The 25,370-nt window shown below is 46.1% G+C and carries 20 protein-coding genes; 8 read left to right on the top strand and 12 right to left on the bottom strand.

Annotation, left to right across the window (positions count from 1 at the left end; all coding sequences use genetic code 11):
- Positions 1–20: 20 nt before the first annotated feature.
- The 6 genes from AC4PM4_RS19835 to AC4PM4_RS19860 form a co-directional block, all read right to left on the bottom strand.
- Positions 21–1,433: an N-acetylmuramoyl-L-alanine amidase family protein gene (locus tag AC4PM4_RS19835; protein WP_063566824.1), complete on the bottom strand. Its 1,413-nt coding sequence runs from the start codon at positions 1,431–1,433 to the stop codon at positions 21–23.
- Between the two features lie 258 nt (positions 1,434–1,691).
- Positions 1,692–3,098: an N-acetylmuramoyl-L-alanine amidase family protein gene (locus tag AC4PM4_RS19840; protein ID WP_465117089.1), complete on the bottom strand. Its 1,407-nt coding sequence runs from the start codon at positions 3,096–3,098 to the stop codon at positions 1,692–1,694.
- Positions 3,099–3,373: 275 nt separating this feature from the next.
- Positions 3,374–3,991: a 3-isopropylmalate dehydratase small subunit gene (leuD, locus tag AC4PM4_RS19845; RefSeq protein WP_063566822.1), complete on the bottom strand. Its 618-nt coding sequence runs from the start codon at positions 3,989–3,991 to the stop codon at positions 3,374–3,376.
- A gap of 31 nt (positions 3,992–4,022) precedes the next feature.
- Positions 4,023–5,444, bottom strand: a complete 1,422-nt coding sequence (gene leuC / locus AC4PM4_RS19850; RefSeq protein WP_063566821.1) for a 3-isopropylmalate dehydratase large subunit — start codon at positions 5,442–5,444, stop codon at positions 4,023–4,025.
- Between the two features lie 455 nt (positions 5,445–5,899).
- On the bottom strand, positions 5,900–8,488 hold the full coding sequence (locus AC4PM4_RS19855; RefSeq protein WP_491614386.1) for a metallophosphoesterase: 2,589 nt from the start codon (positions 8,486–8,488) through the stop codon (positions 5,900–5,902).
- 19 nt (positions 8,489–8,507) lie between these two features.
- A complete protein-coding gene (locus AC4PM4_RS19860; RefSeq protein WP_491614387.1) occupies positions 8,508–9,380 on the bottom strand; it encodes a chitosanase in 873 nt (290 codons plus the stop codon).
- A gap of 265 nt (positions 9,381–9,645) precedes the next feature.
- On the opposite strand from AC4PM4_RS19860, the gene AC4PM4_RS19865 reads away from it, so the two are divergent.
- Complete coding sequence (locus AC4PM4_RS19865; protein WP_491614388.1) at positions 9,646–10,485, top strand: AraC family transcriptional regulator; 840 nt, start codon at positions 9,646–9,648, stop codon at positions 10,483–10,485.
- 257 nt (positions 10,486–10,742) lie between these two features.
- Here the strand turns inward: AC4PM4_RS19865 and nagA are convergent, their stop codons facing one another.
- Positions 10,743–11,885, bottom strand: coding sequence for an N-acetylglucosamine-6-phosphate deacetylase (gene nagA / locus AC4PM4_RS19870; RefSeq protein WP_072733395.1), 1,143 nt, complete (start codon positions 11,883–11,885; stop codon positions 10,743–10,745).
- A 26-nt stretch (positions 11,886–11,911) separates the two neighbouring features.
- Positions 11,912–12,697, bottom strand: a complete 786-nt coding sequence (locus tag AC4PM4_RS19875) for a DeoR/GlpR family DNA-binding transcription regulator (RefSeq protein ID WP_491614390.1) — start codon at positions 12,695–12,697, stop codon at positions 11,912–11,914.
- 454 nt (positions 12,698–13,151) lie between these two features.
- Here AC4PM4_RS19875 and AC4PM4_RS19880 point away from each other — a divergent pair, with 454 nt between their 5' ends.
- On the top strand, positions 13,152–14,072 hold the full coding sequence (locus AC4PM4_RS19880; RefSeq protein WP_491614392.1) for a LysR family transcriptional regulator: 921 nt from the start codon (positions 13,152–13,154) through the stop codon (positions 14,070–14,072).
- A gap of 220 nt (positions 14,073–14,292) precedes the next feature.
- On the opposite strand, the gene AC4PM4_RS19885 is transcribed toward AC4PM4_RS19880, so the two are convergent.
- The 4 genes from AC4PM4_RS19885 to AC4PM4_RS19900 all read right to left on the bottom strand — a co-directional run bounded on the left by AC4PM4_RS19885 (position 14,293) and on the right by AC4PM4_RS19900 (position 18,301).
- Positions 14,293–14,478: a hypothetical protein gene (locus tag AC4PM4_RS19885; RefSeq protein WP_024630602.1), complete on the bottom strand. Its 186-nt coding sequence runs from the start codon at positions 14,476–14,478 to the stop codon at positions 14,293–14,295.
- An 86-nt stretch (positions 14,479–14,564) separates the two neighbouring features.
- The gene (locus AC4PM4_RS19890; protein ID WP_491614394.1) at positions 14,565–15,386 is read right to left on the bottom strand and encodes a carbon-nitrogen family hydrolase; all 822 of its coding nucleotides are present in this window, start codon (positions 15,384–15,386) and stop codon (positions 14,565–14,567) included.
- 48 nt (positions 15,387–15,434) lie between these two features.
- A complete protein-coding gene (locus AC4PM4_RS19895; RefSeq protein WP_090951414.1) occupies positions 15,435–17,081 on the bottom strand; it encodes an ABC transporter substrate-binding protein in 1,647 nt (548 codons plus the stop codon).
- A 203-nt stretch (positions 17,082–17,284) separates the two neighbouring features.
- Entirely contained in the window at positions 17,285–18,301 is a 1,017-nt protein-coding gene (locus tag AC4PM4_RS19900) for an ABC transporter substrate-binding protein (protein WP_064636913.1), read from the bottom strand.
- A gap of 260 nt (positions 18,302–18,561) precedes the next feature.
- On the opposite strand from AC4PM4_RS19900, the gene AC4PM4_RS19905 reads away from it, so the two are divergent.
- The 6 genes from AC4PM4_RS19905 to AC4PM4_RS19930 all read left to right on the top strand — a co-directional run bounded on the left by AC4PM4_RS19905 (position 18,562) and on the right by AC4PM4_RS19930 (position 25,370).
- Positions 18,562–19,770: a pyridoxal phosphate-dependent aminotransferase gene (locus AC4PM4_RS19905; protein WP_400345849.1), complete on the top strand. Its 1,209-nt coding sequence runs from the start codon at positions 18,562–18,564 to the stop codon at positions 19,768–19,770.
- A gap of 361 nt (positions 19,771–20,131) precedes the next feature.
- The gene (proB, locus tag AC4PM4_RS19910) at positions 20,132–21,235 is read left to right on the top strand and encodes a glutamate 5-kinase (RefSeq protein WP_400345850.1); all 1,104 of its coding nucleotides are present in this window, start codon (positions 20,132–20,134) and stop codon (positions 21,233–21,235) included.
- A 96-nt stretch (positions 21,236–21,331) separates the two neighbouring features.
- Positions 21,332–22,579, top strand: a complete 1,248-nt coding sequence (locus AC4PM4_RS19915) for a glutamate-5-semialdehyde dehydrogenase (protein WP_400346360.1) — start codon at positions 21,332–21,334, stop codon at positions 22,577–22,579.
- 36 nt (positions 22,580–22,615) lie between these two features.
- On the top strand, positions 22,616–23,476 hold the full coding sequence (gene proC / locus AC4PM4_RS19920) for a pyrroline-5-carboxylate reductase (RefSeq protein ID WP_064636898.1): 861 nt from the start codon (positions 22,616–22,618) through the stop codon (positions 23,474–23,476).
- On the top strand, positions 23,473–24,696 hold the full coding sequence (locus AC4PM4_RS19925) for a 2,3-diketo-5-methylthiopentyl-1-phosphate enolase (RefSeq protein ID WP_063566809.1): 1,224 nt from the start codon (positions 23,473–23,475) through the stop codon (positions 24,694–24,696). Before proC ends, AC4PM4_RS19925 begins: the two co-directional genes overlap by 4 nt.
- Positions 24,693–25,370, top strand: coding sequence for a 2-hydroxy-3-keto-5-methylthiopentenyl-1-phosphate phosphatase (locus AC4PM4_RS19930; protein ID WP_063566808.1), 678 nt, complete (start codon positions 24,693–24,695; stop codon positions 25,368–25,370). The genes AC4PM4_RS19925 and AC4PM4_RS19930 overlap by 4 nt, the downstream gene beginning before the upstream one ends.

Below are 25,370 nucleotides of genomic sequence, written 5' to 3' on the forward strand. Positions count from 1 at the left end.
TGATCATAAGGGTTGAACCCTTATTTAATTCCCAGATACTCCTTGATCCCTGCAACAATCCCTTTGGCTACACTGTTCTGGAAACTTTCAGTGAACAATGCGGCTTCATCGCTCTTGTTGCTCAGGAAACCGGCTTCCAGCAAAACAGCCGGCATCGTTGTTTCACGGGTTACGTGGAGACTTGCCGTTTTTACTCCGCGGTCCTTCAGGCCAGATGATTGCAAGAGATACTTGTGCATCACCGTAGCCAATGCCTTGCTATTCGAACGGGTGTAATACGTCTCCACACCGTTTGCCGCTGCAGACCCGCTGTTCGCATGAATGGAAATAAAGATATCCGCCTTCAATTTTTCTGCGATCTTTACTCGTTCACTCAAAGCCAAAAATGTATCATCGCTGCGCGTCAGCACAACGTCAATGTTAGATTCTTTTTTCAGCAATGCTTCCACTTTCAGAGCCATTGCCAGATTGAAGTCTTTTTCCTTCTTGCCGGTTACACCGATGGCTCCCGGGTCCTGATTACCATGTCCAGCGTCTACAACAACAACTTTTTTACCATTGTTTCCAACAGGAGGTTGCGGTGTTGTAGTGCCTTCTTTGTTCAGATCAATCATAACCAGACCGGAGTCACTTTGCACGTCATAACCTTTGGCATTGCTCAGATCAATGACAAAACGAAGAGTAGAAGGACTATTGCTGTACAAGGAATAACGAATCTTCGACACATCCGGATATCCACTCACGACAAGCTGTCCATTCTGGTTGCTGTCCAAAGCTTGTCCTTCACTAAAAGAGTCAGCGAATGCGGTATTTGGCAAGTCTATAACGATTCGATCCGGTCCTGTCATCGTGAAGACGTTCGGCTTCGTATTTCCACTTGTTGCAATCAAAAAGCGGTTGTCACTGAAGCTGATGCCGTTCACCAGTACAAGACCATCCTGATCCGATCCTCCACCATCATTACCAGAGTTCGGAGGAGTGGTTGTCCCGTTTCCGGAACCTGAATTCTGGGTAACTAATGTTACCGTCTTCGTTGTATTGTTCCAACCCACCTTAAGACCCATTTGCTCACCAATGAACCTTAAAGGCACAAGTGTGGTTCCATTTTTCACGAGTGGCGGGGCATCCAGGTTCACGTTACTGCCGTTCACCGTTGCCGTCTTCTGTCCAACAATCATCTGCATGGCAGTGTTGTCTTTGCTAATAGTCACGGTGCTTGTTGCCTGTTTCCAGTCCACACCATATCCCAGGCTCTCCGAAATAACCCGAATCGGAACCATCACGCTGCTATTGATAATTTCCGCTTTGGCATCCGTAGGCTGCACAATTTCTTTCCCATCTAGGATAATGTGCGTATCTGCTGCTGCATGACTATAGCCCGGGAAAACGAGCCCAAAGACAAATAACAGTACCAAAAAACCGAACTTCTTCATCCTTCACCCCTACCATTCTCATATTTTTTTGCCGCATGTTGTGAACCTTCAGCTCCGACTGACTACTGAGGCATTACCAGACACCTATTAGACGCCTCGTAATCTCAAAAGTTGCGAATATATTCCAACATAACAGAAAAAAAACGTTGTCAAATCAAGCTTTTTCTACATTTTATTGTATGAATTTTTCCTTAATTATCAATTATGCATCTCGAAACAACGGACTACCCTGACCTTCATATTTGCGCACTGCCCACTTTAAAGACCTAAATATTCAACAATTCCGTCTACGATGGCCTGTGCACATTTGTTCTGATAATCTTCAGTCAGCATCATTGCTTCATCAGCTGGATTACTCAGAAATCCGAGTTCAAGCAGAACTGCGGGCATCGTTGTTTCACGGGTTACATGCAGACTTGCCGTTTTGACTCCCCGATCCTTAAATCCTGTAACCTGCAACACATGCTTATGCAAAACATCGGCCAAATCCTTGCTATCTTTACGACTGTACAACGTTTCAATTCCATTAGGAACAGGAGTTGTAAACTTGTTTCCATGGATCGACACAAAAATATCCGCCTGATTCAGCTGGGCAATATCTACACGCTGCTGCAGGGATAATTCCGTATCATCCTGCCTTGTAATCACCGTCTGAATCTCCGTATATTGTTGCAGAAGTGCCTGAACTTTGAGTCCCACAGCCAAATTAAAGTCCTTCTCATAGGCACCTGTCACACTGACGGCCCCTGACTGTCGTCCACCATGTCCTGGATCAATAATGACAACCTTTTTGCCATCATTGGTTGGCACAGCAGGCTGACTTGTTGGTTCTCCATTACTCGCCGCAAGGTCAACAAGCAACACGTTGTTCTCGCCCAGTGACCATTTGGCAGTCGCCACCTGACTCAGATCAAGGACCACACGCACCGTTGAAGGCGTTTGGCTGAACATTGCATATCGCACCTTGGAAACCAGCGATGAATCCGTAACCAGAAGAGTTCCGCTGCCATCCGGATTGGAAGCCTGTCCCTGGATGAACTCCTTAGCAAATGTGGTGCCGGGCAGATCTACGATGATACGATCAGGTCCGCTGAGACTGGAAACCTTCGGTGTGATTTTCCCGTTCGTCGCCAAGATTAGACGGTCCCCGCCGAAGCTGATACTTTGAAGCTCAGACAGACCTTCTGGTTCAGGAGCCTCCACTGGGTCATTTTCACCTTCGGTACCTGCTACAGGAGGAATACTTGATAGGCTTACTGTCTTGGTTCCATTGTCCCATCCCACCTGAAGACCCATGCCTTCACCGACAAAACGTAGCGGAACCAGTGTAGTCCCCTGTTTAATTAGAGGCGGAGAATCGAGACTCACCCGATTTCCATTCACGGTGGCCGCATCTTCGCCTGCCGTCATCTGGATACTGCTGTTACCTTTGAGAATACGAACAGTCTGAGTGGCTTTCTCCCATTTCACCTGATAACCGAGGTTTTCAGAGACGATCCGAATGGGCACCATCACGGTTTTGCCAGTATTCTCGGCTGGAGCTCCCGACTGCTGGTTAATGGTCACACCGTCCAGCACAATCGAGGGAGACGAATCGGCATTTGCCATGACAGGAAATAAACAGAGGAACAGAAAAACAAAGACTGCTGCCGACCATTTCTTCATACATCAACCACCATTCTGTTTGTCTTTTGAACCTTCGACCTGATTCGCAGTGATGCAACACTCGACTCTATCTACCCTTCCATAATCTACTAATCAGTTTATCAGATATTGTCACTTCATCCGGTTACAACGTTGTCATATTTAGTCGGAATATCCTATAACTCGAAAACATAATTGCATCATTGCCAAATGCAAAAAAACCTCCAATTCGATCCAAGGAACGGTGAAGTTCCCTGCACGATTGGAGGTTTGAAATACAAATTACAGATGAAAGATTAGACTGAGGCCGTTTGTCCAAACAGCTTTGCCGCGTGGCGTTGTTCATAAGCCCCTATTTCGTCATCATGTTGAAGCGTGAGACCAATATCGTCCAATCCTTGCAACAGGAATTGGCGACGATGCTCATCCAGATCAAAATCAATATGCAGTCCGTATGCATCTGTAATCGTTTTGTTTTCCAGATTCACATTCATCTCATAGCCTTCATGTGTAGCTGTACGCTGGAACAGATCTTCAACCTGCTCTTCGGAAAGTTTGATCGGCAAGATCCCGTTTTTGAAACAGTTATTATAGAAGATATCCGCATACGATGGTGCAATTACACAACGGAAACCGTAGTCCATAATGGCCCATGGTGCGTGCTCACGAGAAGATCCACAACCAAAGTTGGCGCGTGAGATCAGAATGGATGCCCCTTCGTAGCGAGGTTTATTCATTTCAAAAGAAGGATTGTTGTTGCCCTCTTCGTCAAAACGCCATTCGTAGAACAAAAATTGTCCAAATCCGGTCCGTTCGATCCGTTTCAAAAATTGTTTCGGAATGATTGCATCTGTATCTACATTGACCCGGTCTACCGGTGCAACGATGCCTTGCAGTGTTTTGAATTCTTCCATATCATTCGTTCTCCCTTCAATCCGTTCGTTGTTAGATAGCTGCTTCCGTTTTGAAATTCCAGTCACGTACGTCAACGAAGTGTCCCTTAACCGCTGCTGCAGCCGCCATTGCAGGAGATACGAGGTGAGTACGTCCTCCACGTCCCTGACGTCCTTCAAAGTTACGGTTGGATGTCGAAGCACAACGTTGTCCGGGTTTCAATACGTCCGGGTTCATTGCCAGGCACATACTGCATCCTGCATCACGCCATTCAAATCCAGCCTCCGTGAACACTTTATCCAGACCTTCTTTTTCCGCCTGAATTTTAACACGTCCCGAGCCTGGTACAACGATCGCTGTAACATTACTGGATACGGTGTGACCTTTGGCTACCTGTGCAGCAGCACGCAAATCTTCAATCCGTCCATTCGTGCATGAACCGATAAATACATAATCAATTGGAATTTCGGAGATTGGTGTTCCAGGTTCCAAGCCCATATATTCAAGCGCTTTTTCAGCTGCTTTACGTTCGTTTTCAGTTGGCAATTCAGCCGGGACAGGAACTTTCGAAGAAATGTCGGTTCCCATACCTGGGCTAGTACCCCAAGTCACTTGCGGAATCAATGATTCCACATCGATTTCAACAACATGGTCGAATTCAGCACCTTCGTCGGTTACAAGCTCTTTCCAGGCAGCAACCGCTTCATCGAATTGGCCATCGGCAGGTACGTATTCACGTCCACGCAGATATTCAAAAGTTGTTTCATCCGGAGCAATCATGCCCGCTCTTGCTCCACCTTCGATGGACATGTTGCAGACGGTCATACGCTCTTCCATGCTCAGTTCACGGATCGATTCACCTGTATATTCAATAACATATCCAGTAGCAAAGTCTGTACCGTATTTGGCGATGACTGCGAGAATCATATCCTTCGCCGTTACACCCGGGTTACGTTTGCCGACAAAACGAACTTCCATCGTTTTGGCTTTGGCTTGCTGCAAACATTGGGTTGCCATAACATGTTCTACTTCACTCGTTCCGATCCCGAATGCGAGTGCGCCAAATGCGCCGTGTGTGGACGTGTGGCTGTCGCCACATACAATCGTTTTACCTGGATGAGTCAGGCCGAGCTCAGGACCCATAACGTGTACAACACCTTGATCGATGGTATCCAGGTCATACAGTTTTACGCCGAAGTCACGGCAGTTTTGTGAAAGTGTGTCGATTTGTTGTTTGGAGATTGGATCCGTAATGTTAAAACGATCTTTCGTTGGAACGTTGTGATCCATTGTTGCGAACGTCAACTCAGGGCGACGAACTTTACGACCACTCAGACGCAGACCTTCAAACGCCTGTGGGGATGTTACTTCATGCACCAGATGCAGATCGATATACAAAATGCTTGGTTTGCCTTCTTCCTGATGAATCACGTGGTTTTCCCAAATTTTCTCAAACATCGTTTTTTTACTCATCATTTTCACCTCATCATAAGTTCGGTCCTTGGAAGAGCCTCAGTAGTTTCTTTAAAAGTGAAGCTCTTGAATGACATAAATATATCACCCTGTCCTTCATTGTTCCAAGATATAATATCTATAGATGTAATAGGTTTAACCTATAATGAGGGAAAAGCAAATAAACCACTGCTCTATGCAGAGGTTTCAATTGATAACAATTATCATTATCATATAAATCTTATACTACGTTCCAGCTCCTTCGCTGTCAATGCTTTTTATATTAAATAGAAAAAAAGCAGCCCTGATGCCAGGGCTGCGATGACTAATTCTCACCAGCTCTAGACGGTCCCGTCCACACACAGTACAAACGACGTATGAATAACCGAATGAAATAAATGAGACAACGGATCAGCAGATTGAGGTCTTGAAAAAAAGTACGATCGCTACCTCCCGTATTCCCCACATCTATCCATTCATTGCATTCCTGCCTCTGCTGGAAGTGAATTACTTCTTGTCCCCACTGCTTTAATAACGAAATTGTAGGCTTTGGCAGAATCTATGCCGTTTAAAGTATAGCTGTAACTTGTCTGACCGCTGACCGCCGGCACATACAAGCTCCAATTCGTGCTGACTTTATCATTCTTCTCGTAAATCCGGTAACCTCGCACCGGCTCAGAGCTAGTTGCTGGCGCTTTCCACGAAAGAACTGCACGGTTCGCTGACTGTCGTACTGCGCTTGGATTTTTGACTATGCCTGGTTTGCCGTCCGTCCGTTTAATACTGTAAGCATCATAGACGGCAAGAGGTTTATCTTTAACTGCTGTGTAGGATGTAACTTTCAGCACGTCGCTTGTAATGGAAACATCCAGGAACATTTTCTTATTGGGCTGATCGTTTTTTGCTGCAAAAAACGTGTCTGCGTCTGGATTAAGAGCATAGAATTTCGAAGCGGCCGAGTTCCCCATTAGATACACGGTCCCTTTGGGATTCAGCACATTTCCATGCTCATCGGTAATGACATTCTTAATCGGAACGTTGTTCAGCATTTGAAAAGATCTCATATACATATGGTCATGTCCCTCAAACACCATATCCACACCCAGTTCATCAAATACAGGAATCAGATATTTCCGGTAAAATTCTACACGTTCGCTTTCTGCCGAAGCATTATCTCCTGAAGAATAAGCTCCCTTATGCATAGAGACGAATTTCCACTTCTTGTCGGTCTTTGCCACCTGATTCCGCATCCATTCCAATTGCTTCGTGAACTGAATATCCGCTTTGTACGGCTTGACCTCCCCTTCGTACTGGGAATTGATTTGCATAAACAGGGCATCGCCGTATTCGAAAGCATATACCGACCCGTCATGAGCACCAGTCCCCACATCTTTTGGAAGATTAAAATGGTTATAAAAATTATTATTCGGATAATCCTCGATCTCATGGTTGCCGATTATCGGCGCAAATGGTACATTGGCAAATTCTTTTTTCGGCACACCCAAGAACCACTGCCACAGCTGCTCCAGATCACCGTCATCCGTTAGATCCCCTGTAAGAAGAACAAACTTTGGATCTACCGTTTTCTCAATAGCTCTCTTAAAAGTATCCTGCCACAGATCGAAATTGGATTTACTTGAGCCTTGGGTGTCGGTTACATAGAGGAAATGGAAATCCTGATTATCCGCCTTGTCTGTGGTAAAAGAACCCGTCTCGCTCCAGCCGTCCACATCACCGTTACCGGCGCGATACATATACTTGGTTCCAGGCTTAAGACCGGTTGCAATAACCTTGTGGCTGGCGAACTTCTTATACTTCTTGGAACTTCTGTCTCCTAACGTCATTAAGGTTTCAATAATTGTTGAACTACCCTCATAAGAAGTTGCCAGCTGTTCTGGGAATTCGCTTCCTCCGGCTTTGGAGGCCTCCACTACTTGCACTACTGTACTTCTTACGGTTTCGGCCGTATACCAGTCAAAAGCGATACTTGTCTTGGGGTCCCCATTAAAAGTCATATTCAGCAGCGTTGGTGTTTTGTTGCCGGTATCCGGAGACTTCGTCTTAAAGCTCCAAGTAATATCGTTGTCCGGTGTCCGGCCGTCCCCAGTCCCCTTAACAAGTTCTTTAGGGATGGTCACCTTGTAAGTTTTGCCGGCAGTAAAATTAGGATGGCTGACTTTAACCGTGTCTTGACCGAGGGGCGAGGCAGAGATGTTGGTAAGAGGGACATTATTTTCTGTGATTACAACTTGATGACCACTAACGAGACTAATGGCTTTATTAAACTTCACTGTAATCTCTGCGTTAAGGGAAACATCTGAAGCCCCTGAAGCGGGAGTTTTATTTACCTCAAGTGTGGGAGTGTTCCCTGGTTCGCCGCTGATGCGTGTTCCTTTAATTACCACATCTTTGATTCTGCTTGAACCTGAGCTGGACACCGTTTCCCCGCTTACGCTTTTCGCAGAGTTTACCACCCAGCGGATATAGAGTACATCTTGATTGTTTGTTTCCGCAGGCAATGCGAGGTTCGTTAATTTGCAGGAATTATTGGAACAATTAAAATTGTTCTGGGCAAGAACCATTTTGCCGCCCGAAACATCAGTCCATTGCTGCTGATTCGTACTGTATTGCACCTTAAAATCCCTAGGTCCTGTACTTGAAGATGTTTGCTGTGAAGAGAGGTCGATACCTTCGAAGCCTTTGGTCGAAACCGTGGCAAGCCAGTACTTAATGCCCGTTCCTTCATGCCAGCCCTGGTTGCGTACGCTGTTCTCACCTGACTCATAGGTGTATGCATCCGTATTTGTTCCTACATCACGAATGGATGAAGCTGTTTGATATATCCCGTCGGTAGCCGGAAATACTCCGTTCTCACCTTTGTCTTTAAAAATCCACTGGGCAATCGTTTCCTCAACTGCAGTTGCTTCACTTGCAAGATCTTCCTCATTTTCTTCCCTTCCTGCTGAGACAAAACCGGTCAGCTCCATGGCAAGCAGCAAACCTATAACCAATAGACTAATTACCTTGGAGAATCTGTTCTTGAGATAAGATTGGTTGTTGTCCATTCGCCTCATCTCCCTCATATTATTGGAGTTTCCAGTTGGTAACTTGAAGTACTGCCGAATCTGCGCCCTTCAGGTCTGTTTCTCCCATGTTCAGCAAATTGCTCCACTGCTTCACACGATTCTTTCCGTTAGGCGGAGAGTTGTAGTCATTCGTATCCACAATCTTGGTCCGTTCTTTATAGAATGTAGTCATGAAAGTCTTCTCATCCGTGCTGCCTCCTGATTTACCCAAAAGCCCTTGAAGGGTCTCAGAACCGCCGGTCGCTCCATGGTTCAGCGCTGCGTCCACGAAGGAACCAATCGTTAATGCCGAGTTAAAGCCGCGTTTGCGGGCCTGATCCACACTGTACTTAATATAAACATTGTAGAACGTTTTCCACATAGCCTCTCTCCACTCGGGATCATTTTGCAAATTGCCGATTTTTTTGCAGAAACTCTTTTCGCTTTCATTGATTTCGAGGATCTTCCCTTTCATCGAACCCTTGACACCGATCCGGGCCAATGCTCCCTTAACCGAAGGATTACTCGCGCCTTTGGCAGCGTCATATTCCTTGAACAGATCCGGACCGTCGGGACCGGTATCATTTGAGCCGCCTGTAGTCGCACCGAATATTCCAATCGTATATCCGCGGTTATCATCAATATCTTCACAATATCCGTAAAAATTGGTCCAGTTCAGATCGTCCTGCTCCGGTTTGTTGACAAGCATCATAATATTGTTCCACTGCTCACCATCCAGACCTGTGTTGGTACGTAAGAATTGAAGTGTTGCAGGGGAGAAATTAGAATTAGGGTTCCCTGCCGCATAACTTTTCTGTTGAGACGTATTGGACAGAGAGCCATAAGAAAAAATCATTGAAAAACTGAGCAGGAGCATCAATGAAAATTTCATCTTCTTGAAAACCTTACTGTTCGTTGAATTAAGCACCGCAATCTCTCCCTTAATTAAATAGTATAAGCGCTTTAACTTTTAGAAATAGGAACCCTATCCCCAAACCTATCCGCCCCCCTCCTTTTTTAACGATTAATAAATTCCACTCAAGCTTATCTCAGAAAAATTAACTATACAGCACGTATTTTCTTGTAATTATTAAATTTTCATACATATATTGCTATGAACCTTAGATCAAGTCTACAATCCTCTTAGGAGGTGCTGAATGAAGCCGGTATTTTATGAGTCTGCTCTTTTTGATGTCAGCCGCAAGAAACAGGCATACACCAGCATGCCTTCAAGACACTATCATGATGCTTATGAGATTCTGTATTTAATATCCGGGGATTTTTATTATTATATAGGCGATAGAACCTACCAGGTTGCGGGCGGAACACTGCTATTTATGGATATTCACGAAAGGCACAAACTGGTTAATTCCGGCTGCAATATGTATGAACGAGTTACACTGCTTTTTAAGAAAGAATTCCTGCAGCAATTCTGCACCCGCGGTCAATGTGAGGATCTGCTCGAATTGTTCAAAAGTGATTACCGTGCTTTGAAGATGACCGGAAAGGATCAGCATTTCATCGAACAGCTTTTTCAGAAGATGATCCAGGAAGGGAAAAAGCAAGCCCGCGGGTATGAACAATACCAACAAATATTATTGGTAGAGTTGCTCCTCTATCTTAACCGCAAACTATTTGACAGCCTTGTCGCTCCATTGGTGGAATCCAATCGTACACACAAGAAAGTCCTAGACATCGTTAATCATGTAAATCAACATTATATGGAACCGCTTAAGCTCTGTGAGATTTCACGGCAATTCGACATAAGCTCTTCCTACCTTTGCCGAACTTTTAAAGAATCCACCGGGTTCAGCTTCATTGAATATATCAATAACATCCGTATTAAAGAAGCTCGTGATTTGCTGGTGGGCTCTTCTTTTAATGTTACTGAAATTGCGGGAATGGTTGGGTTTGATAACACTTCCCATTTTGGAAGAACCTTCAAATTAGTGATGGGCATCTCGCCACTCTGCTTCCGCAAACAATTTAAATCTTAATAGCAAAATCACTGAAATACCAATCATTAAAGAAAATAAAATGCCCAATTCTTCAAAATCGGCAATGGATTCTGTAAGGCAATACGTTAGCGGATCCATCCATTACAATCACTCACTTTCCTCATCCCAATTCAAGTCGAAATTTCTTTTCCCAACCCAAGAACCCCTTATAAAAAAGGGGTTCTTGGGTTTATTTATGTAAAGCCCACTAGACTTATCTAATGGGCTTTCTCTGTGGAATCGCAAATACTAGTGATTTATAGAATTTGACCGCCCACCATCGTCCAGAGAACCTGAAATTCATCATCCAATAGGACCAGGTCGGCATCGAAACCAGAGGAAATTTCCCCCTTTTGTTGAAATCCAAGAATATTGGCCGGCGTAGTTGAAGCCATCTGTACGGCATCTATCAAGGGAATTCCGGTTTCGACAGTATAACGTAAGGCTTCATTCATGGTAACTGTACTGGAGGCCAGTGTTCCATCCTCTAGTCTTGCAATGCCACCCGAAACCGTGACATGATGGCCTCCAAATAGATAATTCCCATCGCCCATACCCATTGCTTGTAAAGCATCTGTGATCAAGACCATTCCTTCCGGTCCTTTCAGGTTATGAATCAGTCGAATAATAGCAGGATGCAGATGGACATTATCCACAATAGCTTGAAGACTTACATGTTTCTCTTCAAAAGCAGCCACGATTAGACCCGGATCTCGATGATGGATCGGCCGCATGCCATTAAAACAATGCGTCACATGACTCGCACCTGATGCAAAGGCTTGTTTGGCTTCCTCATATGTGGCATCCGAATGAGCGATCGCTATAACTACTCCCTGTTCTTTCAAAAAGGAAATCAAGTCCATTCCTCCCGGCAGCTCGGGAGCAATAGTAACCATCTTAATGAGTGACCCTGCTTCCTGGAAAATGATCTTCATTTCTTCTATGTTGGGATGCCGCAAATACTTTTCATTCTGCATTCCTTTTCGCTTCGGGTTCAGATACGGTCCCTCTAAGTGAATCCCTGCGATCTTTGCTCCCACTTCTTGTCCTATTACACGCTTGACACTACGAATCATTTCCAGAAGATCCTCCATCGTAGAACTAACAGATGTAGCCAGAAATGAGGTACACCCCGTTAAAGCACATTGGCGTGAAACTTCTTGAATACTCTCTTCAGTACCGTCCATCATATCAAAGCCATTGGCACCGTGGATATGAACATCTATCATCCCAGGTACTAGCAAATGTCCTCTCCCATCAATCCGTTCATACTCCCCTTCTAGCGTAGGAAGATCACCTGTGTCTACCCTCATGATTTTCCCTTCAGAAATCCACACATTGGCTGATGGAACGATACGGTTGCGAAGTGCCATTTGTACATTATGCAAAATATAATCCATAAAAATCCTCCTCTTCCCGATGGTTATCAGTCTTGCTTTCGAACCTCTTCATTTTCTTCCTGACACTCAATAACAGTGATGTTCTTCTGATCCAGAACTTCTCTGATCTCACTCGGGAGTTCCTGATTTGTGACTAAAATGTCAACGAAATCAAAGTCCAGCCGATGAATAGATTTGCCAATAAATTTTGTATGATCAGCTACTACGATAACCTGATCAGATCTTCTGGCCATTTCTTTCTTTACCCGGGCATCTTCTTCATATGGATAATAAAGTCCATCAGACCGGATCGCCGATGCTCCAATGAAGGCTTTATCAGCACGAATTTCACTTAGTTTATCGATAATGGAAGAACCATATAAAAAGCGGTGCTTTACATTCAAGTAACCACCGAGAATATAGATTTGAAGATCCTCTCGATTGGACAAGATCCCTACGTTATCAATCGAGTGCGTGACCACCGTGCAATTTTTTGCGCTAATTTGTTCCGCTACAAATTGCACCGTGGTTGATACGTCTAAAATCACAGTCTCATGGTCTTGGATAAGTTTTGCCCCAAACTCCCCTATTTTTTTCTTACTCTCGGATTCATCAATCAAACGATCCTGATAAGACAGCATTTCTTTCTGTAACTCAGGTAACGATAGCCCCCCATGAGTTCGAATCACAACGCCTTCTTGTACTAATCTAACAATATCCCTTCGTGCAGTATCCCTTGATACTTCAAACAGCGTACATATATCTGTAACACTCATCGATTGGTGATGTTTCAAGTATTCGAGTATTTTTAACAATCTTTCCTCTTGATACACAATACACGCACCTCCTTTTAAGTAAGTATAAGTTTTATTTTTAATTTTCGCAAGTTATCATAAGTAAACCTTAAGTAAGTGCAAGTATTTATTCCTGACTGTTCAATAAAAAAGACGTTAGCCAGATGAATTTACATCCGTTAACGTCTTCATAAGTTAAGATTTACTGCTAAGAAAAAATTAATGAATGGATTTCGGAGCCTTTTGCTTATCAAATTGACTTAAATCACTCAGATAAATACGATCTTGAGTCCAATGGATTCCCAATAGTTTTTTAATGCTCGTTGCAGAATTGGACTTCACGCTTTTCACCCCCTTGGGGGAGTTTCTTTTTGTTATAGTTTTGCCTGTGTTGTATTAACTCTTTTAAGCAGTTTAAGCGTTTCAGTTAAACTAATCATTTCTTATATGTAGTGATATAATGATGGCATAACGAAAGGAATGACGTGTGCATATGGAATTCAGACAACTTCAATATACGCTTCAAATTGCGGCAGAGCGGAACTTCTCCCGAGCAGCCGAGAAACTGCACATCGCCCAGCCTTCTTTAAGTCAGCAGCTATCCAAACTTGAAAAGGAACTCGGCGTACTGTTATTCCAGCGTAATACCAGCACCGTGGAACTGACCCATGCAGGGGTGACTTTTGTAGAGAAGGCTCAGAAAATTATTGATGCAGTCGAGCTGCTCAGACAGGAAATGTCGGACATTTCCCAGCTGCGTAAAGGTAAAGTCGTTGTAGGCAGCATGCCGATCACTGGCTCCCACCTGCTTCCGCATGTGCTTCCCGCTTTTCAACAGGCCTATCCCGAGATTGAAGTAACCTTGCTGGAAGACTCCGGGCTGACGCTTGAAAAGTTGACGGCCAGTGGCAAGGCTGACTTAAGCCTGCTCTCCCTCCCATTGCAGGAGCCAAGTCTATCTTATGTAACGATAGGTGAAGAGCGAATTGATCTGGCTGTTCCCCCAAATCACCCTCTGGCACGCAGAGGAGATCCAGAGCATCCGGTTCCAGTACGGATGGAAGAGCTTCGCGATGAACCTTTTGTTGTGCTGAAGAAAGGACAAGGCTTCCGTAAACTTACATTTGATCTGTGTGAGGAAGCCGGGTTTGATCCCAACGTGGTGTTTGAGAGTACAAACATTGAGACGGTGCAGTCACTGGTGGCTACAGGTATGGGGATTACATTGGTTCCGCGCTTCATTGCCCGCGCGCCCCGCAGTGAATTTGTTCCTGTTTATGTACCGCTAGCTGAGCCAACCCCCAGTCGTACCCTTGTAGTTGCATACCGCCAAGGACGGGTTCTCTCCAAAGCCGCGGAGGCATTCATCCATACGTTTCAACAAACCGTTGCCGAGCTCTCTCAAGGAGAATAATTGGACGGTCAGCGAATTGGCCCGCCATACATGGCAACAAAATAAACAAAGGCTTGACCCATAAGGGCCAAGCCTTTGTTCTATACTCGTCTCCCGCATCCGCAGGATAAAGTTCTTACATGGTATTAGCAGTACATCATCGTTACAGTACAATGTTGCTGATATCATCATTGAATTGTTAACGTAAAAACGTACATATGAGAATTTCAAGTTTGGCGGTTTATTTTCGCAAATTACGTTCACTTGTCAGCCTGTTCTGTTGATTCACAAGGCGGCCTTCGTCCTGAACAGATTGTTCAGGTGGTGATAGCCCTCCTGCCCCATTCTCTAAGAATGGCCTCAAGTGATCTACCCTAGTGTTTTCCTGTTCCAGTCTCCTGAGCGTATCTTTCACATGGTTGTCCATTGATTGATCATCCTCCTTGGTGACGGGATAGTTATCATTACCCGCCTCCCGGATGAATAAACACTTTATTGGAAAATTGCAGATTTTTATTTGCTGCCAAAATAAATGCCAGGTCTACGGTCTTCGAATACCGGGATACGGCCACGAACCTCATCCACAAGCGAAGGACGGATAACTCCGGTCACGATCTCTTCTCCTTCTCCACCTTCAGCCACAATTTCACCCCAAGGATCAATAATGAGGGAATGCCCGAAAAATTCGGTGTCTCCGCTTTTCCCTACACGATTGCAGGCAATAACGTACATCTGATTTTCGATGGCCCTTGCTGTAAGCAGTGTGCGCCAATGATGCAAGCGCGGGTTCGGCCATTCAGCGGGGACAATTAATGCTTTGGCTCCGTTCAAGGCAAGGGTTCGAGCAAGCTCAGGGAAACGGATATCGTAGCAGATCGAAGCTCCAGCGGTGAGGCCATTTTCCAATTCGAATATTTCCGGTTCTGCACCAGGCTGCAAATACTTCTCTTCATCCATCAGACGGAATAAATGCAATTTATCGTAACGTGTCACCTGATTTCCTTCACTGTTATAGGCGTACATTGTATTGTAAATTTGGCCATTACGTTTCTCCGCAATGGAACCGCCAACGATGGAGATTCGATGTTTTTGGGCAAAAGCCGCGAGCCACTCTCTTGATTTCTGGCCCTCCGGGTCAGCAAGCTCATGAATTTGTTTCAAAGCATAGCCCGTATTCCACATCTCGGGCAGCACAGCCAATCCCAGGTCGGGAACCTGTTCTAGCGCTCGTTCGAGCAAAGACTGCATATGTTTATGGTTGGCCTCAGGGTCTCCGAGCTGAATATCGCCCTGAATCAGGGCCACACGCATTTCCCCTTGTTGTTGTTCTGTCATAACCAGCACTCCTCTGAACCGTAATACCTGTAATCATAGCTTGATCATTCAAACATCTGCAACCTGTTTTCGTTCTGAACTCCTACATAATAACTCGGGCAGCAATGTTAACAAACGGTTGCTCGTCAGCGCATCGCCCAAATTCCATGTTGTCTCCTCTACTCCGTACACTTGCCCCTTCTGCACGGCTGGAAGTGCCAGCCAGCTTGGACTCTGCATCAACTTCTCTGTGGCCTGCCTTGCAATAACCTCTTCAGGAAGCAAGACAAATATATGATCACCGGCATACTGACGAATCGCTTCTGACGAAATTTCCTTATACGCTCTGCCCGCGGCAAGCGCCTCCTTCACTTTCGTAACGGGTCTGAACCCCATCGGATGATACAAGAGCGAGGCCAGACCAATATTACCCATGACAAACAATCGTGCACCCCGATGATACGTGAATACGGACGCCGTTTCCCCCGGTTCAATTGAAGCATGAATCTTCATCCACATCTTTTCCATACGTTGCTGATAGGAGGAGAGCCATTGTCCAGCCTCTGATTGCTTGCCAAACCAGCTTCCCACCCTGCAAATCCGATCTTCCAGCGTTGCGTGAGAGTTGTATGCCAGTGTGGGTGCAATTCGGGAAAATTGCTCATATTGCTGTTCGTTAGTGCTATCGAAAATGATCAGGTCTGGTCTCATCCGGACTGCCTCTTCCACATTAACCGGGGCAACCGCATCATATGCCTGATCTCCTAACAGACCAATACCCAGCACTCGCAGATCTCCACCGGAATCACCATAAAACATAATTCGCTCCGGTCGTGCCGGAATATTCACATCATGACCCAACCAATCCTGAACCAGTGTTTGTTGCTGAATAGATCGGTCATATTGACGAGGCGATAATCCGGTCATTTGACGAAAACGCCTGCTAAAATAATACTCGTCCTTAAAGCCCACCCGGGTTGCTATATCCCGAAGCGGTTCATCGGATTTGCGCAGCCAATCCTTAGCATGTTTAATTCGTACATGGTTCACATAATCAAGCGGCTTGTGGCCGGTTAATTGTCTGAACAAGGTTGTATATTGCACGGGTCGGATAGCCGCAAGACGTGCCAGTTTCGTTACTGTGATTTCTTCAGCGTAATGGTCTTCTACATACTGAATCGTGCTGTGTAGTCTGGATTCCATGCTCTGCTCCGTTTTTGGAGAAGTGTACCGGGTGATGATCATCTCCATCCATCTCTGAAACTGTGCATTCAAATGGATATATTCGGCATCTGTTTGATAATCACGAATGGCATACAATTGCTCCAACAGTCCACTTAACGGGGCATAAGGATAGCCGTTCAATTGATTTCTATGTTCGAATACAGGGCGCGTATACTGTTCCGGATCTCCTGTCAATACATGAATAACATCAAATGATATCACCATATATTTTAATTCCATTCGGTTTCCATGTTCAATTTGGTACCCCTCGCCCGGAGAAAGCGGGTAAACACATCCGGTGGTAAAAGGAAACTGTTCATATCCTATGTATAAGCGACCTTCCCCTTCTTCGCAGATCAAAAATGTATGTTTATCGCATGCCACTTCCAGCATCACCTGTTCTGGTTGTTCAATTCGTTGTTCCAGATGATCCAGCCGAAACATGAATGCTGAAAAATACAACCCTCTCGCATCGGCATTCAAAGCCTGCATGGTGGTTCACCTCGTTCTTTAAAATGAGAATGATTATCATTAAATCTGTATGAACTGATTATAAGCGAGCTTTTGTCATTAATCCAGATCTGGCTGTAATCAGCAAAAAAAAGAGCTTTCAACGAAATGTTGAAGGCTCTTTTTTAGTCGGCATTTTCGTTCTTGTTCCAGTAAAATATTATGATCTATCAATCCATAAACGACTATTTAATCATCTGTTTCGGTAATTCTTTCAACAGCCATTCTCTTGAAGTTGCATCACTTGAAGCCTTAACCAGATCAAAGCGATATACTTTTCCTTCTTTTACAGCGGGCAAGTTCTTCCAGATTGGGCTATCCAGCAATTCTTTGGTGGACTGCTTCGCATCATCCGTTACTGGATTCAGTATAAATACGCGATCACCCGCTATTTCGGGCAGCTTTTCAGTAGAAATCTCTGCAAAGCCCATTCCTTCATCTAATACTTTCTGAATTTCCGCGGTTGGCTTCATGCCATCGGCTCCATATAACAACTGTGGCAATCCTGCTCCGGCCATTACAAACAGTCGATTACCAGGATACATGGTGAATACCGATGCCGTTTCCCCTTCTTTCAGTCCATTCTCATGAAGCTGCTTCCACATCTCTTCCGTTGCTTTTTGATGGGCCGTGATCCAAGCTTCCGCTTCCGGCTTTTTGTTCAACAGATCGCCAAGAGTACGCATGCGGTCGTCCAGTGAAGCAAATGAATCAAAGGTAACCGTTGGCGCAACCTTCGAGATTTGATCATATTGTGCCTGATCACTATTTGAGAAAATGATCAGATCAGGATTCAAGGTAAGCGCCTTTTCAACACTCATCGGGAAACCCACATCTTCCGCTTGGGCTACCTGATCATCATATACCGTTCCATCCTGACGAAGAATACCTACAGGTACAACGCCCAGCGCTAGCAAATCCCCTGTAACTTCACCATGATAAATCACACGTTTTGGCGTAACCGGAACCTCAACTTCATGGCCTGTCCAGTCCTTGAACATCCGGGTTTCACCCTCACTGTTATCCGTGGATGCCGTCTGTTCCTGCTTGGACTGATCCCCATCTGTCTGTGTTTCATTGGCCGTTTTGGAATCATCCGTTCCGGCAGATGGAGTTGAAGCCTGATTTCCGCAAGCCAGCAGAAGAATGGACAACCATGTAACCGTCAATAATACTGCCGTATTTCGTATACCCTTTTTCATTTCTATTTCTCCCCCTAATAAGTGCTTCGTTCATATTTATCAATGATATTGATTATCATTATCGAGTATTATCATAAAACAGGCTTTCCCCTAATCTCAATGGACAAAACGAAATCTCTCATTTCAGTTTTGTACAAAAACTCAAATATTGGCTCCATTCAAGTATTCATGAAGTGTTTTCCCCCTATACAGCTCGGGATTGACGTGATAAATTAATGAGTACTATATTGCCATCTTTAATAACCGGAGTGATGTATAGCATGACTAATCAGCCTAAAGCATCGGGTCGTTCAGCCTTTACCATACCTACATCCGATGTAATGACACAGCTTCCTACACAATTTTTTGCTACTCTTGTTCAAAATGTAAACCACGAAATCGCAAGTGGTCACGACGTGATTAACCTGGGTCAGGGTAACCCGGATACACCTACACCACCCCACATTGTTAAAACATTGCAGGAGTCGGCGGAGAACCCGCTCTATCACAAATATTCGCCTTTTAGCGGGCATGCTTTCCTGAAGGAAGCCGTTGCGAAGCGTTACAAGGAAGATTATAACGTGGACCTGGATCCCGAAACGGAAGTTGCGATTTTATTTGGTGGAAAAACGGGCTTGGTCCAGTTGCCTCAAGTATTGCTCAATCCTGGCGACGTATGTCTCGTACCTGATCCAGGTTATCCGGATTATTGGTCCGGTGTGGCACTGGCGAAAGCGCACATGTCTTTTATGCCACTGCTAGAGTCCAATGCATTCCTACCTGATTATGAAGCAATCTCTACCGAGGATCGGGAAATGGCCAAGCTGATGTTCCTGAACTATCCCAACAATCCAACATCGGCAACCGCCCCGCTTTCCTTCTATGAAGATACGGTAGAGTTCGCCATTCAAAATAAAATCGTCGTAGCCAGTGACTTCGCCTATGGTGCAATTGGATTCGATGGACATCGTCCAGTAAGCTTTTTGCAGGCACCAGGTGCCAAAGAAGTGGGCATTGAGTTCTACACGTTATCCAAAACCTACAATATGGCGGGTTGGCGCGTCGGATTTGCTCTGGGCAATGCGGAGATCATCTCCAAAATCAATCTGCTGCAGGATCATATCTACGTGAGTCTCTTCGGAGGCATCCAGGCCGCTGCTGCTGCTGCACTGACATCTTCCCAGGAATGTGTCACTTCACTGGTTGCACGTTATGAATCACGTCGCGATTCTTTCTATAATGCACTCTCATCTATCGGCTGGCAGGCCCCTAAACCGGGAGGTTCCTTCTTTAGCTGGCTGCCTGTACCTGCGGGCTTTACTTCTGCTTCATTTGCCGACGTGTTACTGCGTGAAGCAAAAGTCGCGGTAGCACCGGGTATTGGTTTTGGTTCACATGGTGAGGGCTATGTGCGCGCAGGACTGCTAAGTGATGAAGATCGATTAAGGGAAGCAGCGGAGCGGATTGGCAAGTTGAATTTATTCAAGTAATTTACAGGTGTATAACCCCTTTGCATCTGCCAAGTTTCCATGGTATGTTATAAGGAAATATTGAACGAAACGTGATGACGGGACCAGTACGAGAGGATCAGCCGCGCCCAGAGAGTAAATTCCATCGGGCTGCAAGAATTTACCGCGGCTTCTCTCCGAAACCTACCCCTGAGCGGCCTGTGATGCACAGGACAGTGCCTTCTGTTACAGGGCATGAAGCCGGATGATCCAATCATCAATAAAGGTGGTACCGCGGAAGTAACGAACTTTCGTCCTTTTTAACTAAAAGGGCGGGAGTTTTTTTTGTACCCAACGGCCTGCTCCAGGGTCAATCATTAATATTGTTTAAGGAAGTGAAAACATGACCTCACGTATTGTAGTTAAGATCGGAAGTAGTTCGCTTACTACGGAAGAAGGCGGGCTTGATCGGAGTGCCATTACTTTTTTTGCCGGAGAAATTGCTGCCTTGGCCGAACAGGGCCATGAGATTCTTCTGGTCACTTCGGGAGCGGTAGCTGCCGGATTCCGGGAGATCGGTTACCCTCAGCGTCCCAAGCAGTTGCATGAAAAACAAGCTGCAGCGGCTGTTGGGCAAGCTTTGTTGATGCAGGCATATCAACAGGCTTTTGCAGCGCACCGCGTTACTACAGCACAAATTCTGCTCACCCGTACCGACTTTCACAGCCGGAAACGTATGGGCAATGCGGGCATGACGGTAGAAGAACTGCTCAAACAGCGCGTCATTCCGATCTTTAACGAGAATGATACCGTATCTGTCGATGAATTAAAGTTCGGAGATAACGATCTCCTGTCAGCTCTGGTAGCGAATCTGGTCAAGGCACAGCATCTGGTCATTCTTACAGATACCAACGGTCTGTACACGGCCGATCCACGAAAAGATCCGTCTGCGTTTCGTTATGACCGTATCCCCGAAATTACGGCAGAAATCTACGCCTATGCTGGCGGTTCTGGATCATCCGTAGGTACAGGCGGCATGCGATCCAAGGTAGATGCAGCCAAAGTGGCAACGCGTGGAGGCGTGCCTGTCTTTGTGGGAAGTGTGAAGGAACCTGGAGATATGCAAAAAGCGGTTGATGGAACCGGAAAAGGAACGTATTTCGAGACTCGCCTTGCCGCTCTCTCTCGTAAAAAGCAATGGCTTGGCTTCATGTCTACTCCGCTCGGTACCGTCGTTGTGGATAATGGTGCCGAAGAAGCACTCGTCCATGGTGGTCATAGTCTCCTGCCTGTAGGTGTCAAACGTGTGCTGGGTACCTTCCATGCCGGAGATGTTGTAGAGGTACTGGGTATGGATGAAACCTTGCTCGGTCGTGGTATCGTCAATTATGATGATGACCAGCTACGGCTCATCGCAGGACTGCCAAGTGGTGAAGTGATGAAGCAGCTGAACAGCATCCATCGACTTGAGGTTATTCATCGGGACGAGTGGATTACGTTAAAATAGAAAACCTCTAATCCTACCGAGTGTACTGCTCAGGATCATATGATATAGCCATTAAATAATCTTTTGTTTCCACTTTATATATGGGAGGAATTTATGATGAGTGAAGTCAGGGAAAAAGCGAGTAAGGCCCAAGCCGTGGTTCCGCAGCTGAATCGACTGAGCACAGAACAAAAAAATAACGCCCTGCTGGTCATGGCGGACGCATTGATTGCCCAATCGGATTCCATTATAGTAGCAAACGCTGACGATCTGGAACGTGGCAGACAGCAAGGTACGCCAGAATCGATGCTGGATCGCCTCGCTTTGAATAAAGAGCGTATCTCTGGTATCGCTGAAGGACTGCGTCAGATCGTGGAATTGCAGGACCCTGTCGGCGAAGTGCTGGAGACGTTCACTCGTCCAAACGGATTGCATGTTGAAAAATTGAGAGTGCCCATCGGTCTGATCGGCATCATCTACGAGGCACGTCCAAATGTTACAGTAGATGCCGCCGGACTATGCCTCAAAACAGGCAACGCTGTACTGCTGCGAGGTGGCTCCTCGGCCCTCTCCTCCAACCGCAAAATTGTGGAGGTACTCCATCAGGCACTGGCAACAACAGACATGCCCGCCGACGCCTTGCAGCTTGTGGAGGATGCAGACCGCTCTTCCGTGGACGAAATGCTCAAGTTAAATGGACTGCTCGATGTCATCATCCCACGCGGCGGAGCCTCACTAATCCGCAATGTGGTCGCCAATGCAACAGTGCCTGTGATCGAAACCGGCGCAGGTATCTGCCATACCTATGTGGATGAATCTGCCGATCCGGTTATGGCTGTGGAGATTGCAGTTAATGCCAAGGCACAGCGTCCATCGGTATGCAACTCCATGGAAACCTTGTTGCTGCACGCTGTATACGCGGAGGAGCATCTGCCGGCTATGGCTGAACAACTCCGTGAAGCGAATGTCCTGTTGAAGGGTTGTGACACGGTTCGCCGTCTCGTTCCCTCTGCCCTTCCTGTGACGGAAGAAGATTTTGCGACAGAGTACAATGATTATATTTTAAATATTCGTGTAGTTCAGAACCTGGATGAAGCGATGGAGCATATTGCACGTTATGGCACAAAGCATTCGGAGTGTATCGTCACCAAGGATACGAGTAATGCAGAACGTTTTTTACATGATATAGATGCAGCTGCTGTATACCATAATGCTTCCACACGTTTCACAGACGGATTTGAGTTCGGTTATGGAGCCGAAATTGGGATCAGTACCCAGAAGCTGCATGCTCGTGGACCGATGGGTCTGCCTGCATTAACGTCAACCAAATACCGTATCACTGGCAATGGACAAATCCGGCAATAATATCGCAGCTACAGTTATATAGGAGGAACGATAAATATGAGTCAAGAACAACAGACGTTATTACAACAAAAGATTACTTTTCACGGAGCAGGTGCGATGGCGGAAGCCATCGTGCGCGGATTAATTTCCCGCCTTGTCGTTCGTCCTCAGGATATTACGATGCTGAACCGCAGCAACCAGAAACGTCAGGAGGAGCTCAGTACCCGTTATGCCGTACATACCGGAACTGCTGCACAATCGCTGGATCATCTCTCCGCTTCTCCCGTTATTGTACTCTGCATGAAACCGAAGGATGCTGCCGCAGCGCTGCGTCAACTTGGGCCGCTCCTGTCTCCGGATCAATTAATCGTCTCCGTTATTGCCGGATTATCGATCCGTACGATGCAATCCCTGCTGGGACGTAAGCAACCGATCGCCCGCACCATGCCGAATACGTCCAGTACAATCGGGCTTGGAGCAACCGGACTTGCCTTCTCTGAAGAGATTACGGATGAACAGCGTAGTACAGTCATGACGATGTTCGAAGCTGTCGGAATCGTGACCATTGTGCCTGAAGATAAACTCGAAGTGCTCACAGGTATTTCCGGAAGTGGTCCGGCTTATGTATACTATTTGATGGAGGCCATGATTGCCGCAGGTATTCGTGGCGGCTTATCCAGCCAACAATCCCGCGATCTGACTGTTCAGACCGTGCTGGGTGCTTCTCGCATGGTACAACAGACTGGCCTAGAGCCAATGAAACTCCGTAGTGATGTGACCTCCCCGGGAGGTGCAACCCAGGCAGCACTAAAAACGCTGGACGAGGGAGATTTCTTTGAAAATGTAATCGCAGCCGTCAACCGCTGTGCAGAGCGCTCACGGGAGATGGGAGCTGCTTTGGAAGGAGATTTAAAATGAATACTATGTGCACAGCCACATATCGTCTGCATGATGATCGTGCAGACTTCCGCAAGAAGGCTGAGTCCATTGCTGTCGGCATGACTGTTGGCAGTTGGACCGAATTGCCTCAGGCCAAGCGTGAGGCGATGCAGAAACATCTGGGTGAGGTCATCAGCGTTGAGGTGCATGAAGCTGAGGGCATGGCCCCAGGTGAGCGTTACGCCGATATTACCATTGGTTATCCGGATGTAAATTTTAGCCGTGATATTCCTGCCCTGCTCGTGACGGTCTTTGGCAAAATCTCAATGGATGGACGCATCAAACTGACACGGCTTGGATTCTCAGACGGCTTCCTCAGCGCATTCCCCGGTCCCAAGTTTGGACTGAACGGTGTTCGTGATCTGCTAGGTGTACATGATCGTCCATTGTTAATGAGTATCTTTAAATCAGTTATTGGACTGGATGCAGACGAATTGAAGGAACAGTTTATTCGCCAGGCTCTTGGTGGAGTAGACTTGATTAAAGACGATGAAATTCTGTTTGAGAACAAACTGACTCCGATTGAGAAAAGAGTCGAGGTCTGCATGAAAGCTGCGGAACAGGCACGCAAGGAGACGGGTAAGAAACTTCTTTATGCCGCGAATTTGACTGGACCTACATCACGCCTGAAACAACAGGCTGAACGTGCGATAGGTGCAGGAGCAAATGCGCTGTTGTTCAATGTCTTGTCTTACGGATATGACGTGCTGCACGAACTAAGCAGTGATCCGGACATCAACGTGCCAATCATGGCTCATCCTGCGCTTGCAGGTGCACTGTATCCTTCACCACACTATGGTATCTCGGCTTCCGTCCTGCTGGGACAGCTGATGCGACTTGCCGGAGCGGATCTGGTGCTCTTCCCTTCCCCTTACGGATCGGTGACAATGCCGAAGGAAGAGAATATGGCCATTACAGAACAATTGCTGTCACCTGAGCTTCCGGTCAGAACCAGCATGCCTGTGCCTTCGGCTGGTATACATCCAGGGCTTGTACCGCTTATTCTGCGTGACTTCGGCACCGATGTCATCGTTAATGCCGGCGGAGGTATTCATGGACATCCCATGGGCACTGAGGCAGGCGGACGGGCATTCTTGCAGGCTATCGAGGCAGCCCAGCGTTCCATTCCACTGGCAGAGTATGCAGTCGAACATCCCGAACTGAAAAGTGCACTGGATCTGTGGGGTGGCGAACGATGAGAAGTGATAAAAAAACGGTCATTTTCTGTGATTTCGATGGCACGATCACCCTTTCGGACAATATTGTAGCAATTATGAAACATTTTAAACCCGAAGGTATTGAAGCAATTATGAAAGACACGATTGAACAGCGAGTTTCGCTCCGCGAAGGTGTGGGAGCGATGTTCGCTCTGTTGCCTTCTTCGCAGAAAGATGAGATTGTGGAATTTGTACTTGGACAGGCTGGCATCCGAGAAGGGTTCAGCGAATTTCTTGCATACGTTCGGGACGAGGGCATTGAATTCAATGTCACCAGCGGCGGAATGGACTTTTTTATCGAGCCTTTGCTCGCTCCATTCGATATTCCACAGGATCACGTTTATTGCAATGGGGCAGATTTCACAGATGAATTTATACGTATTGAATGGCCTAATCCATGTCAGCCTCCTTGTGAGAACGGATGCGGCATGTGTAAAACGACGGTTATTCGTACATTCCCGGAAGAACAATATAATCGTATCCTCATTGGAGACAGTCTAACGGATTTTGAAGGTGCCAAAATCGCTGATCTTGTCTACTCCCGTTCTATCCTGACGGATAAGTGTATAGAGCTGGGTGTGGATCATGTCCCATTCACAACCTTCTACGATATTATGGAAGATATGAAACAGAAGCAAACACAAGGAGTGCTGTAA

The organism is Paenibacillus sp. MDV22-iso6, assembly GCF_058408365.1.

Bases quoted from the DNA above. Each gene is read 5' to 3' on its own strand.
- AC4PM4_RS19900 (WP_064636913.1), bottom strand. From the start codon at position 18,301: ATGAAAAAGGGTATACGAAATACGGCAGTATTATTGACGGTTACATGG.
- AC4PM4_RS19930 (WP_063566808.1), top strand. From the start codon at position 24,693: ATGAGAAGTGATAAAAAAACGGTCATTTTCTGTGATTTCGATGGCACG.
- AC4PM4_RS19855 (WP_491614386.1), bottom strand. From the start codon at position 8,488: ATGGACAACAACCAATCTTATCTCAAGAACAGATTCTCCAAGGTAATT.
- nagA (WP_072733395.1), bottom strand. From the start codon at position 11,885: ATGGATTATATTTTGCATAATGTACAAATGGCACTTCGCAACCGTATC.
- AC4PM4_RS19880 (WP_491614392.1), top strand. From the start codon at position 13,152: ATGGAATTCAGACAACTTCAATATACGCTTCAAATTGCGGCAGAGCGG.
- AC4PM4_RS19915 (WP_400346360.1), top strand. From the start codon at position 21,332: ATGAGTGAAGTCAGGGAAAAAGCGAGTAAGGCCCAAGCCGTGGTTCCG.
- AC4PM4_RS19925 (WP_063566809.1), top strand. From the start codon at position 23,473: ATGAATACTATGTGCACAGCCACATATCGTCTGCATGATGATCGTGCA.
- leuD (WP_063566822.1), bottom strand. From the start codon at position 3,991: ATGGAAGAATTCAAAACACTGCAAGGCATCGTTGCACCGGTAGACCGG.
- AC4PM4_RS19890 (WP_491614394.1), bottom strand. From the start codon at position 15,386: ATGACAGAACAACAACAAGGGGAAATGCGTGTGGCCCTGATTCAGGGC.
- AC4PM4_RS19885 (WP_024630602.1), bottom strand. From the start codon at position 14,478: ATGGACAACCATGTGAAAGATACGCTCAGGAGACTGGAACAGGAAAAC.
- AC4PM4_RS19865 (WP_491614388.1), top strand. From the start codon at position 9,646: ATGAAGCCGGTATTTTATGAGTCTGCTCTTTTTGATGTCAGCCGCAAG.
- AC4PM4_RS19840 (WP_465117089.1), bottom strand. From the start codon at position 3,098: ATGAAGAAATGGTCGGCAGCAGTCTTTGTTTTTCTGTTCCTCTGTTTA.
- proC (WP_064636898.1), top strand. From the start codon at position 22,616: ATGAGTCAAGAACAACAGACGTTATTACAACAAAAGATTACTTTTCAC.
- AC4PM4_RS19895 (WP_090951414.1), bottom strand. From the start codon at position 17,081: ATGCAGGCTTTGAATGCCGATGCGAGAGGGTTGTATTTTTCAGCATTC.
- proB (WP_400345850.1), top strand. From the start codon at position 20,132: ATGACCTCACGTATTGTAGTTAAGATCGGAAGTAGTTCGCTTACTACG.
- AC4PM4_RS19835 (WP_063566824.1), bottom strand. From the start codon at position 1,433: ATGAAGAAGTTCGGTTTTTTGGTACTGTTATTTGTCTTTGGGCTCGTT.
- AC4PM4_RS19905 (WP_400345849.1), top strand. From the start codon at position 18,562: ATGACTAATCAGCCTAAAGCATCGGGTCGTTCAGCCTTTACCATACCT.
- AC4PM4_RS19860 (WP_491614387.1), bottom strand. From the start codon at position 9,380: ATGAAATTTTCATTGATGCTCCTGCTCAGTTTTTCAATGATTTTTTCT.
- leuC (WP_063566821.1), bottom strand. From the start codon at position 5,444: ATGAGTAAAAAAACGATGTTTGAGAAAATTTGGGAAAACCACGTGATT.